General features: G+C 42.5%; 12 protein-coding genes and 1 pseudogene. 12 read left to right on the top strand and 1 reads right to left on the bottom strand.

Annotated features, from left to right (window positions below):
• Window positions 1–27 precede the first annotated feature (27 nt).
• The 12 genes from ispH to rplS all read left to right on the top strand — a co-directional run bounded on the left by ispH (window position 28) and on the right by rplS (window position 11,445).
• The gene (ispH, locus tag VF685_RS04865; RefSeq protein WP_253096685.1) at window positions 28–978 is read left to right on the top strand and encodes a 4-hydroxy-3-methylbut-2-enyl diphosphate reductase; all 951 of its coding nucleotides are present in this window, start codon (window positions 28–30) and stop codon (window positions 976–978) included.
• 163 nt (window positions 979–1,141) lie between these two features.
• Window positions 1,142–1,579 carry a pilus assembly FimT family protein gene (locus tag VF685_RS04860; protein ID WP_440203574.1) on the top strand — a complete coding sequence of 146 codons (438 nt, stop codon included), beginning with the start codon at window positions 1,142–1,144 and terminating at the stop codon, window positions 1,577–1,579.
• An 18-nt stretch (window positions 1,580–1,597) separates the two neighbouring features.
• Window positions 1,598–2,080: a type IV pilus modification protein PilV gene (gene pilV, locus VF685_RS04855; RefSeq protein WP_440203573.1), complete on the top strand. Its 483-nt coding sequence runs from the start codon at window positions 1,598–1,600 to the stop codon at window positions 2,078–2,080.
• Window positions 2,073–3,098 (top strand): PilW family protein, encoded by a 1,026-nt coding sequence (locus tag VF685_RS04850; RefSeq protein ID WP_163170431.1) that lies wholly within the window; start codon window positions 2,073–2,075, stop codon window positions 3,096–3,098. The genes pilV and VF685_RS04850 overlap by 8 nt, the downstream gene beginning before the upstream one ends.
• Window positions 3,098–3,784, top strand: a complete 687-nt coding sequence (locus VF685_RS04845; RefSeq protein ID WP_440203572.1) for a pilus assembly protein PilX — start codon at window positions 3,098–3,100, stop codon at window positions 3,782–3,784. Before VF685_RS04850 ends, VF685_RS04845 begins: the two co-directional genes overlap by 1 nt.
• 27 nt (window positions 3,785–3,811) lie before the next feature.
• Window positions 3,812–8,176, top strand: coding sequence for a pilus assembly protein (locus VF685_RS04840; RefSeq protein ID WP_440203571.1), 4,365 nt, complete (start codon window positions 3,812–3,814; stop codon window positions 8,174–8,176).
• 9 nt (window positions 8,177–8,185) lie between these two features.
• Complete coding sequence (locus VF685_RS04835; protein ID WP_208012133.1) at window positions 8,186–8,725, top strand: type IV pilin protein; 540 nt, start codon at window positions 8,186–8,188, stop codon at window positions 8,723–8,725.
• On the top strand, window positions 8,712–9,155 hold the full coding sequence (locus VF685_RS04830) for a type IV pilin protein (RefSeq protein WP_440203570.1): 444 nt from the start codon (window positions 8,712–8,714) through the stop codon (window positions 9,153–9,155). Before VF685_RS04835 ends, VF685_RS04830 begins: the two co-directional genes overlap by 14 nt.
• 138 nt (window positions 9,156–9,293) lie before the next feature.
• The gene (gene rpsP, locus VF685_RS04825) at window positions 9,294–9,551 is read left to right on the top strand and encodes a 30S ribosomal protein S16 (RefSeq protein WP_004809941.1); all 258 of its coding nucleotides are present in this window, start codon (window positions 9,294–9,296) and stop codon (window positions 9,549–9,551) included.
• 28 nt (window positions 9,552–9,579) lie between these two features.
• On the top strand, window positions 9,580–10,128 hold the full coding sequence (gene rimM / locus VF685_RS04820) for a ribosome maturation factor RimM (RefSeq protein ID WP_016658481.1): 549 nt from the start codon (window positions 9,580–9,582) through the stop codon (window positions 10,126–10,128).
• 26 nt (window positions 10,129–10,154) lie between these two features.
• Window positions 10,155–10,904 carry a tRNA (guanosine(37)-N1)-methyltransferase TrmD gene (trmD, locus tag VF685_RS04815; protein WP_440203569.1) on the top strand — a complete coding sequence of 250 codons (750 nt, stop codon included), beginning with the start codon at window positions 10,155–10,157 and terminating at the stop codon, window positions 10,902–10,904.
• Window positions 10,905–11,076: 172 nt separating this feature from the next.
• Window positions 11,077–11,445 (top strand): 50S ribosomal protein L19, encoded by a 369-nt coding sequence (gene rplS, locus VF685_RS04810; RefSeq protein ID WP_104500703.1) that lies wholly within the window; start codon window positions 11,077–11,079, stop codon window positions 11,443–11,445.
• 60 nt (window positions 11,446–11,505) lie between these two features.
• Here rplS and VF685_RS04805 read toward each other — a convergent pair.
• Window positions 11,506–12,481: pseudogene (locus tag VF685_RS04805) on the bottom strand (esterase/lipase family protein).
• Window positions 12,482–12,525 lie beyond the last annotated feature (44 nt).

Genomic DNA, 12,525 nt, shown 5'->3' with positions numbered 1-12,525 from the left:
AAAGTTGAAATGAATATCGAGGGTTCTATGGAAATTGTATTGGCTAATCCACGTGGTTTTTGTGCGGGTGTGGACCGTGCAATTGCAATTGTGAATCGTGCCCTTGAGTGTTTTAACCCCCCTATATATGTACGTCACGAAGTAGTACACAATAAATTCGTGGTAGATGACTTACGCCAACGCGGTGCGATTTTTGTAGATGAGCTGGATGAAGTGCCAGACGACAATATCGTGATTTTTAGTGCGCATGGCGTGTCAAAAGCCGTCCAGCAGGAAGCTGAGCGCCGTGGCCTGAAAGTGTTTGATGCCACCTGTCCGCTGGTGACCAAGGTGCATATTGAAGTGACCAAATATGCCCGTGAAGGGGTCGAGGCGATTTTAATTGGACATGAAGGCCATCCTGAAGTGGAAGGCACCATGGGTCAATATGACAAGAAAAATGGTGGTGAAATTTATCTGGTGGAAGATGAAGAAGATGTTGCGGCTTTAAGCGTGCGTCATCCTGAAAAAGTCGCGTTTGTTACGCAGACCACGCTGTCGATTGATGATACCGCCAAAGTGATTGATGCCTTGCGCCAGAAATTCCCGCAGATTCAGGGACCGCGTAAAGATGATATCTGTTATGCCACCCAGAACCGTCAGGATGCGGTGCGTGATTTAGCCAGTCAGTGTGATGTGGTACTGGTGGTCGGGTCGCCAAACTCGTCGAATTCGAACCGTTTACGTGAACTGGCCGAGCGCATGGGCAAACAGGCGTATCTGGTCGATAATGCCGATCAGCTGGATCAGGCCTGGTTTAATCATACAACAAAAATTGGTGTCACTGCTGGCGCGTCTGCTCCGGAAATTTTAATTAAACAGGTGATTCAGCGTTTGCAGGACTGGGGGGCAACGGCACCTGCCGAGCTTGCTGGTCGTGAAGAGAACATTACCTTTAGTTTACCGAAAGAGTTACGTATTCCTGTAACTCAGGCTTAAACTGAGAAATAGATAACAGTCTAATTTTTCTTTTAAAAATAAGCAGATGATTGTGATATGACAGTCATCTGCTTTTTTATGCCTTTTATCTGTTCTGTGTAGGTTTTGTAACTTTAATAAGTATGATTTTAACTGGGCCAACATTTTTGCCTAGGGGGAGAGCATGCGAAAAAGTCAGGGATTTACCTTAATTGAATTGATGGTCACGATTGCAGTACTGGCGATTGTGGCGATGATAGCGGCTCCTTCAATGACCAGCATGATTCGTAAAAACCAATTGCATAGTGATGCAAGAGCTATTGTTGAATTGGCAACAATGGCACGTTCCGAAGCTGTATTTACTAAGAAAGAACAGAAGTTGGCACTCGACGCCTCGGTAACAGACGGCAAGTTCAAGTGGTTGCCAGAGCAACATACCAGTTGGGCAACCAAACCAGTCAATAGCCTGACCTACAATATGTTTGGCTTTTTAGTTTCAGCGAATGATCGTGAGTGTTTTATTTTGCAGCATCAAAAAGATAACACCCAAAAAGCGGTGATTGAATTTTATAAAAATGGTTCGATTCGTTATGAACGCTCAAATAGCACATGCCCAAATTAATATGATGAGGCTAGAACAATGATAAGAAATCAACATGGTGTTGGCTTGGTTGAAGTCTTGGTAGCCTTGGTATTACTGGGCATTGCAGTCTTGGGGTTTACGGCATTGCAGATTAGAGCTGTATCAGCCAGTGCGGATGCGGGTCAAAATATTCAGGCCATGAATATTGCCCGGGATTTATCTGAACGTATCCGCATGAATCGAGCTGGATTAAATGATTATAAAGAAAGTAATTCAGTAACGGATTGTGCTGCAAATTTCTGTAGCAGTAGTCAAATGGCAGCCTACGATTTTGAACAAGTGCAATTGCGAGCAGAAGATTTGGGGATGTCGATCGCCGTACATGACTGTCAGGGATCGACCCTGAAAAGAAAATGTGTATATGTGGCTTGGGATACAACCACTGCAACTAATGGAAGTGGGGGTAATCACTGTACCAATGGAACAGCGTATAACCCAAATGCACAATGCATAATTATGGAGGCTTATAACTATGACTAAGCTTCAGAAAGGTTTCACTTTACTTGAGCTGATGATTAGCTTGGCAATTGGTTTGTTGGTGGTCAGTGCAGCAACTGCTATTTTTCTCAGCGCACAACGATCTTTAGGATTTCAGTTGGGTATGGGCGATGTGCAGCAAAACTCAAATTTTGGTTTGGCAATGCTGACTCATGACTTGCGACACGCCAACCTAAACACCCCGTCTAACCAAAAAATTAATAATAAGATTGTAGGTTCTGGCGTAATTTTTGCCCAAGAAAACTATCCATCAAGCTTACATGCGAATTTGATTGATGATGTTGCTTTAAGTCAGCAGAACTTACAAGAAGATGCAACCACAGGTAATAGCGATCAACTCGTGATTCAGTTCGTGCCACAGTATCAAATTGAAGAGGCTTTTGATTTCGACCCAGATGATGAAACTCAAAAAATCAACGAAAGACTGGTAAGTAATACAGATATGTTTGATTGTGAGGGTAATTCGATTGAGTTTACTACAGCCAAAGACGGTGAAGATACCCAAGCAATCCGCCCAACCATGGTACAGCGCTACTTTGTCCAAAAGTTACCTACTTCACAACAAGGAAGTGATGGCTTGGATCGTTATGGATTGTACTGTGATTCTGGTTATTACAGTGCGGGTGATAGCACTATTACGGGTTTAGGCACGAATGCACAATTATTAATGCAGCATATTGACGCTTTTAAATTCCTCTTAGGGGTAAAGAATCCACAAAACAATCAATTGCGTTATGTCACGATAGATCAATATAAAACTTTAATGTCATCCATTACCGCAGAAAAAGATTATCTACAAGTGATTTCCTTGCAGGTGTCTGTAGTAGCGCGATCGGCGACTAATATTGGGGCTGATGCTGGTTTAAATAATAAAACCATTACCCTCCCAGGCGCCGCAACTGCAGTCGTGTTCGATGGTGATGCGAATTTGAATAAAAAATACATACGTCAACTGGTGACTCAAGTGGTTGGTTTGCGTAATACATTGGGAGCATCGTAATGAAACAGCAAAAAGGTGCAACCTTAATTGTGGTTTTGGTCATTCTTATTTTAATTACTCTGGTTGGTACATTAGCTGTCCGTTCTGGGATTTTAGGATTAAGACTGGCCACCAACAGCCAAGTACAGGCTTTGTTATTAGAAAATAGTAATGCGGCATTATTTAATTTGGAAAATCCAAATCAGGTTGAGCGTCAATTGGCACGAGATGGTATGTATAGCTATTTCAACTCCGCTGCTAATGCAGAAGATGAGTTGGTGTTTTGCTACCGTGCATCACAAAGCTCATTTTTTTCTATGAACCAAGCCAGTGCAATTTCCCGTACAGGTTCAAAAACCAAAATTGGGGTAACAGGTTATTGTAAAGCCAATCAGTTTGCGACAGGGCGTTCAGCGGTATTGGCGCAAGTCTATTTAAAGAAAAATATAGACAATGTGGTGCCATTTGCACACGTAGCTCAAAACACCAGTATTGGCTCAAGCAGCTTACCTGTGGTGTCGAACAGTATTAGTGTCACCGTGATTTCAGTCTTGCCAAGTTTTTCTAGTGCAAGTAAAGCAGAAATTGAAGGTTGTTTTAGAGAGCGTGCCGCAGATGTATCGCGCTGTTTTGAAAATTTAAATATTCCCTATAACACGCAACGTGCAGACTATGTAGTTGGTGGTCAGCCGCAACTAGTGTCGTAGTTGAACAGAATCAGTGAGGATTAACAAATGAAACAGTTTAATAAAAAAGTTCTTTCTGCAACTGTGTCAATGATGATGACATTGGCAGTGTGTGGAAGTATTCAAACTTCGGTTGCGAGTGATATTGAAATTTATAAGGATGCAACCAAGGGTAAAACCAATATTCTTTTAATGTTGGATACATCAGGTAGTATGGGTATTAGTTCTTTGGTGTTACCAAAAAACAATGCCTATGGCAGTCCAGGTGATGTGACTGAGGCATTATGTGGTCGAGATACTGTACCCGAATATCATGATAACGGCTCTACAACTTCCAATATCTATCAGTGGCATTATAATTTAAAAGACCCTGTGACAAACAGAACAGCGATCAAAAAGACTGTGAATATTGGTGGAACTTCAGTTGATTATTATATGCGTGGCTGCCGCAAGCAAATCAATGGTCAATGGGTACAAGAATATGATCGACTCTCTCGTTTAAAAGATGCAATTTTACCATTACTAGCGAGTGATGAGTTGGGTTCCGATGTTGTGATGGGGTTGGGGCAATTCTCATCTAAAACAGAGCTAACCATTGGTAATGTATCAAATCGACTCACTGATGGTCACTCCGGACGTATTTTAGTACCTAATGCACCACTAGACACGGCTCAACGAGTCAAAATTGCACGACAAATTGCAGAAATTAAATCATTGGATACGATTACGAATGAAGATGGTACGGCTAATTCAAATCTAAAACTATCCAGTAAAAATTATCCAAATGTCACCAAAGCTGCAAGTGGTACCCCAACCGTACATGCTTATGCAGAAGCAGGTGCTTATATGATGGGAACCACCACAGGTGGCACGGGTACAAATAGTGGGCAGGTCAATACCATTTACGATGGTTATATGGCCATGCAGAATGGCTCAGCCCAAGCTTATTTTATTTGTGTAGAGGTCGGGACTACAACCACGAATGCTTTGGGGGCAACAGTACAGCAATGTATCAATAATTGGCCTTGGTATGATGGGAATAATAGAACAGTTACTACAGGAACGATAAGTGGTGGTGTATTTAAACCCGACTCTACAAGCCCTACAGGTTGGAGACAAATTACGAGTCAGGCGGCTTTCAAAAATGAAGTAGGTTCAATGAACTCTGCGTGGGAAGTGTTTTCTAAGATGCCCGAAGGCTGGCGCTATGGCGGTTGGATGAAAGTCAATAATGAGCCGATGGATATTGAGCCGATTGTAGGTACAGTATGGGGGGGGTATGAAGGTGGTACTATCGGGATTGTGTCATATCGTACCAGTCCTTTTTCGATTCGATCTACGACCACTCTAGGTACTGGTAGATGTACACAAACCCAATCAGCCACGGTTCGTCCTCATAGTCTTTGGGGCAATGGTAATTTTAGGGATTGGCAAAGCTGTCCTTCAGGTTCTAGTCCACTCAGTAGTTGGGCATCACTATGTGGACGAACAACAGGTGGCCCTTGGACTAGAAATGCAACAGCAAACGAAGTCGCTGCTGGACGATGTTTAGCCCCTGCTGATGGCAGTATTGATCCCTTACCTGGTGCTAGAAATCCACAAGGCGGTTTGCATACAGAAAATTATAATATGACACGTACAACTTACACTGCTCTTACTCCAACCGTCATCACACCTATAGATAATAATGGTGGTTTTGTATATTCCACTTCTGATGCAAAAGAGGGCAATAAGTATAAAGCAGGAGGGTCGACCGATAGCTGTGATGGCAATGGGATTTATTTCTTAACAGACGGTGCGCCAAACTCGACTAAAGACAGTATGGCACGTACGATTATGAATCATTCCTTAGCCAATGGTGCTTATGCTTTTACAGGCACACCAACGAGTCTCAAACCAGTACCGCTAAAATCGAACCTATTTGCGGGTGAAACTGGTGGTTGGGAATATATAGGTGCCTACGCGAAAAAATTGCGTAATCGTACGTTATTATCCAACACTCAGAAGAACCCTGCAGATATGAATATTAAAACAGCGGTAGTTGGTTTTGGTTCATCTTTTGCAGGTATTACTAAAAATGCGAATGGTACTTATGATTGTGACAGTGCACCAAATCAAGATGCAAAAAATGCCTGTTTGTGGGGTAGTGCAGAATATGGTGATGGTGGATTCTACTATGCTGAAAACTCAGAAGATATTAAAAACAGTATTCTTGATTTTGTAGACAAAGCTGGGGCGACTTTTCAGGCTACAGCTACAGGTAGCCCGACGATTCCAGTAGACAGCTTAAATCCAGTTCAGTTGCAGCCATACGGATATTATGCGGCTTTTGAGCCAAAACCTCAGGAGAATACCCAGCTTTGGGCGGGGAATTTAAATAAATACAATTTAAGAAATGGGGAGTTGGTCGACAAAAACTTACAGCGCTTAATTTTAAGTACGGGTGCGCTCAATAAAGATGCTGTGGGTTTATGGGCTAATGGTGTCAAAGGGCAATTGGAACTGGGAACACTCACCGCTGAAAATGGTAACCTAAGTTCTAAGCGTAAAGTATTTACCAATCGAATCATTAAAGACGATCATACCGCAGACTCAGGAAGTAGTTTAGCGCAAGTTAACTTAATGACTTTGTTTGCAGATAATGAAGACGTTGCCAAATTTAAGCATGATGCAGACAAAAATTATTGGTTAAATTTCTTGGGCTATGATGTAGGTATTACGGACAATATTGTAAGTTTGGGTGACTTAGCAAGTAAAGCAGAGTACCGAGAGCTTGGAAGCGTGATGCACTCTACGCCAGTCATGCTGACCCAAGAAGGTAAAATTACGGTTGTAGGTGGTAAGTTGACTACAACGGGCCGTAAAGATTACCTGATGTTTGGGTCTACACAGGGTGCGTTACATGTGGTAGATGATGATGGTAAAGAAGTATTTGCTTTTGTACCGCATGAGATGATGAAAAATCAAAAAAATGCCTTTATAGCCAGTGGCAAATATACAGGCTCAGGTAAGAACAACTTATTTTATGGCGTAGATGGCCCTTGGACAGCACATACGCAATATGTTTCAAAAAGTGATGGGACTTTAACGGTTAAAGATTCTGGCCGTAAAGCAAGTGACGAAGAAGATGCGCAGAATCTGATAGGTATGCAGTGGGTGTATGGCGGTTTGCGTATGGGGGGTAAAAGTTACTATGCGCTGGACTTAACTGACATTGAAAAGCCTGAACTAAAATTCCATATTAACCCAGATGCTGATAATGCTTCTGCTGCACTCAAACAAATGGGGCAAAGTTGGTCAAAACCGACTCTCGCTTATGTGAATTGGGGCGATACGCGCAAACTTGTAATGTTTGTAGGTGGTGGTTACGACTCAGTTTATGAAACTCATAATGCAAATCCAAGTGGAACCAAAGGTAATGGTGTGTATATGTTTGATGCACACAATGGTGATTTGCTTTGGTGGGCGAGTGAGAGTGAAAAAACAGGTGCTAGCCGTTTTACTCAAAACAATGAGTTAAAATACAGCGTTGTTTCGCAAATTAATGCCATTGATCGTGATGGTGATGGTTTAACAGATCATCTGTATTTTGGTGACTTAGGTGGACAGGCATTCCGTGTCGACTTTAATAACCGCGCAGCAGACACAGCAAACTTTGCAACACGCGTAGTTCGTCTGTTTACAGAGCATCAGGGTTCGGGTTTAAGTCCTCGTTTCTATGAAATGCCAAGTGTGTCTATTCATCAAGATGATGGGAGCTACTTTGCTGCAGTTGCCTTTAGTTCAGGTAACCGTAGCTCGCCATTAGCTGGTTTAAACTCCACAGTAAGTGCCAATGATGCCGTATTTGTGGTGTATGACAATGATGTAGCACGTCAGGACTTATATAAATCTTCAACTTCGCTAAATACTCATGATGAAACTTTAACCGAACTTAACTTTGATAATGGTGTGCCACGTCGTGGTCAAAATAATACTTTAAATGGTGGTTGGAAAGCGTACTTTGATAGTGATAATGTGGGACGCTATAAAGGTATGAATGACCTGTATGCCCTAGATGGTATGCTCTATGTCAATGTGTATGACCGAGATGGTACTGGTATTGGTGGTAACTGTGGTGCAGGTGTAGCGGGTGACTCTTACTTGTATCAATATTGCTTACCTACAGGAAAGTGCGATTTCTATTCGGGTTCTGGCAACAAAGCAAATCGTGTGAAACTCGGTGCAGGTATTCTGGGTACAGGTTTAGGTCAAGGCTTTAAAAATGGACCAAATACCGTGAGCTTAGTTGTGAATCGTGATCAGCCATCTGCATTGGATTGTAGTTTACCTGCCAATAAAAACTTGCCACAATGCCAGCTGTTTAATACACAGGTAAAACTCAAGCAAATGCGCTGGTATGAGTCGCGTTAAGGGGGGAGTATGCAATTCAAGAAAGGCTTTACCCTAATTGAGCTAATGATTGTGGTCGTTGTGATCGCAATCATTGCAGCCATCGCGATTCCGAGTTATGCCGCATATATTGAGCGTAAAGATCTTGCTTTAGCAAAGCAGGAAGCATTGCGAATAGCGACAGAGCTAGAAAAATTCAAAGCTAAAAACTTCAGCTATAAAGGTTTTGATGCAACCTACTTATATACAGGTTATGCACCATCCACAGGTACTTTAGCAATTCCTGTAGATGGTTCAGATACTAAATTCAACCTTACTTTATTGGATTTAGCCACCAAGAAGCCTTTGTCTATACAAAGAGACGCAGATGGTAATGAAACCGCAGATTCAAGTTCTGTACGTGGTTTAAACTGGGTGATACGTGTTGAACGTGCTAAAACAGGTACGACCTTAAAACAACCACGTAATTATGATTTATTATTGACCAGTGAAGGTGTACGTTGTCAAACTCGGACTCCAGATATGGTATCAACATATACTTGTGGGACTACAAATAATGAGAGTTGGTAATCATGAAAACGGATTTACACTAATTGAACTGATGATTGTTGTTGCTGTCATAGCTATTTTGGCTGCAATCGCTTTGCCTTCTTATAATAGTTATAAAGTACGTGCTAATCGTGTAGAAGTTCAAACGGAGTTGATGCAACTGGCACAGCGTTTACAAAGCTATAAGGCAATGAATCACAGTTATAGAAATGCGACATTGGCGAGTATTGGAGGAAGCGGTACGTTTCCAAGTCATCAAGCTTTATACAATATTAATTTGTCAATTGATGCATCTAATCAAGCATATACCCTGTCAGCTTTGCCTATTTCAACAGCTGCACAAAAAGGGAATGGTGGCTTGAGCCTCGATCAAACAGGCCGCCAATGCTGGTTTAAAGGTAAGGATTCACCTGTAACAACAGATACTTGTTCTGCTTGGTCCGATAAATAAATTCAAAACTGCGGATAAACACTTTTTGATCTTTCATTCAGGGCAAACTTCGCGTAAAATACTGCCCTCTATGAAAGGGGTTTGAAATGTATCGATGGTCGGTACAGGGATAATCCGTAAAAACTATAAGGTTGTATCATGGTAGTTATTCGTCTTACTCGCGGTGGTGCTAAAAAGCGTCCATTCTATCAAATCGTTGTAACTGATAGCCGCAATCCACGTGACGGTCGTTTCATCGAACGTATCGGTTTCTTCAACCCTACAGCGCAAGGTAAAGCAGAAAAACTTCGTTTAGATGCTGACCGTTTTGCTCACTGGGTAGCACAAGGTGCTCAACCTTCTGAACGTGTTGCTTCTTTAGCTGCTCAAGCGAAGAAAGCTGCAGCTGCTGCATAATTTTAAAGAATTAAGTAGTAGGTAGCCCATGACACCAACACAGAATGTACCCGAAGATCGTATTCAGATTGGACAGCTACGTTCAGCATATGGATTAAATGGGTGGCTCTGGGTCTATTCCAATACAGAACCTATGAGCAACATGTTTGACTACCTGCCTTGGTACATTGAGACCAAAGCAGGTTGGCAAACTGTCGATGTAAAACGTTGGAAACCACATGGCAAAGGCCTGGTTGTCAGCTTAAAAGGTGTGAGCGATCGCACTGCAGCAGACGGTCTGGTTGGCGCAAATATCTGGATTTCAAAATCGCAACTGCCGCAAGCAGGTGTGGATGAGTATTACTGGTCTGATTTAAAAGGTCTAACCGTGTTAGGTCTGGATGATGAGGAACAGGAAGTCAATCTCGGTCAAATCCACGAACTGTTTGAAACAGGCGCTAACGATGTGATGGTGGTTCGCGCAACTGCTGACAGCATTGATGGTGAAGAGCGTATGATTCCATGGCATAAAGATGTGGTACAACGCGTTGATCTCGAAACAGGTCGTATTTATGTCAATTGGGGCGTAGATTACTAATATTTTTGGAAATACGGGAGTCTGCGATGTTTTTTGCAGTCATTACGCTTTTTCCTGAAATGTTTGAAGCGATTACACGTTTCGGTATTAGCGGGCGCGCAGCACAACGTGAGTTGATGCAAATTCATTGTATCAATCCTCGCGATTATGCTGAGGGTAACTACAAACGGGTGGATGAACGTCCATTTGGTGGTGGTCCCGGTATGGTAATGATGGCTGAGCCACTGGCAAAAGCAATCCGCCGTGCCAAAGAACTTGCTCATGAAGCGGGTGCAGTTAACGTTCCTGTGGTATATATGTCACCGCAAGGAAAAACCTTAAATGAACCAGCAGTACAGGACTTCGTTCAATATGACGGATTAATTGTGCTGTGTGGCCGTTATGAAGGTGTCGATGAACGTTTAATCCAGAAATATGTCGATCAGGAATGGTCGATTGGAGATTACGTGTTATCGGGCGGTGAACTGCCGGCGATGGTGTTATTGGACAGTATTATCCGGAGACTTCCGGGTGCCATGTCCGATGAACAATCCCATGTACAAGATTCATTTGTGGATGGTCTTTTAGATTGCCCACAATATACCAAGCCTGACCATTTTGAAGGTTTGGATGTGCCTGAGGTACTTAAATCAGGTCACCATGCAAATATTGAAAAATGGCGTTTTTTGCAACGTTATCAGCGTACACTTGAACGTCGACCTGAACTGGTTGAACAAGTGGAGCTGACCAAACAGCAGGAAAAATGGCTAAAAGATTTGCCAGAACATAAATCTTAATTTATGCTTCGGGCGCAATGAAAGCTTGGTCTTTAGACTGAGTATTTAAATAGGCTCTTTATGTCTTGAAGCGGTCAAGCATAAAGGGAAAGTTAATCGGGTCTATGCGCTTTAGCCTCTAGCCCCAGTGGATCTCAGACCTCTTCTGACCCACACATATTGGAGATACCCCATGAGTGGTAAGCATCCTTTAGTTCAAGCTGTTGAAAATGCTCAGCTTAAACAAGACATCCCAGCTTTTGCACCAGGTGACACAGTAGTTGTTCAAGTAAAAGTTAAAGAAGGTGACCGTGAGCGTCTACAAGCGTTCGAAGGCGTTGTTATTGCGAAGAAAAACCGTGGTCTGAACTCTGCGTTCACCGTACGTAAAATTTCTAGCGGTGTTGGCGTTGAGCGTGTATTCCAAACTCACTCTCCAATCGTTGCTAAAATCGAAGTGAAACGTCGTGGTGACGTTCGTCGTGCTAAACTTTACTACCTACGTGAATTGTCTGGTAAAGCTGCACGTATTCGTGAAAAGTTACCAGCTCGTAAAGCGTAATTTTACGTTTTATCGAATTGAAAAAATGCGCCTTTTGGCGCATTTTTTTATGTCTAAATTTTATAAACCTTGCAACTTGAGACGGTTGGCATGTTGACGGTAGACATCGACAGGGTTTGGCGCAAAGATACCCGTGATACCAAACAATAAATTCACCTCATCTAAGTGATTCCATGGAAAATCATCTCGAATCGTTCTACCGAATTTCGCACTACATACGGAGACAATGCCATCATTTGCACTTGCTTTAGAAGCAGAGATCAAATCCAGTGCCTTCATCGCGGCATCACTGAAATCTAATGCATTGGTCATTTGTTTGTGCCCATTATTGAATATAGCGCAATGCCTTGATCGTTATATTTGCCTTCACCACAATGCTTTAAAGATAGCCCAAGCGTAAAACGTTGATTAAATTCAGCGGTGCCTTCAATAGAAGTGCTATGACCTGCAGCTAAAGCGTTATGCGGAAAAGTATGTGCATCCAAACCCTGTGCCCACATAATCACAGCGCCAAAACTACTAATCAGGGTATTTAGTAAATCAGAGGTACCAGTTTGACTGGCAAATTTCATCACATCCGATGCCACGATTGAGCCTTGATTGGCGCCAGCGACTGTCATAACAGAAGTGACATGTTGTGGCATGACTCCTGCTGCATAGCGCACTGCATGGGCACCGTGGCTATGTCCAATTAAATTGAGTTTTTTGGCGCCCGTAATTGCCATACTTCTTTGAGCTGTTCGACATATTGTTCGCCACGGACTTCTGATGAATTAAAAGGGGACATGCGGGCAGCAAAAGCGGTTGAACCATTACGTGCTAAATCAGGCAAAATTTGATGCCAATAATCCATGCCCAAAACATCCATAGCAATGCGATTAAAGCCCATCATGCCATGTGCAAATACGAGGGGGTATTGCATTTTGGCATAGTTAGAGATCACGTTTTTACTTTGTGCTTTTTGTAAATTTGAAGCAGTACCGAATGAGCTAAAGAGTAGGGCAGCTATGGTGAAGTATATTGTTTTAATTTTCATGCAATATCCCAATCATGAATGCAAAGAAAAGCCCTACAATGCAG

Source organism: Acinetobacter sp. Brlt_5 (assembly GCF_051949055.1).
GTDB classification, from domain to species: Bacteria; Pseudomonadota; Gammaproteobacteria; order Pseudomonadales; family Moraxellaceae; genus Acinetobacter; species Acinetobacter indicus.
Note: the sequence above shows the minus strand (reverse complement) of the source record. Positions and strands in the feature narration are given on the sequence as shown.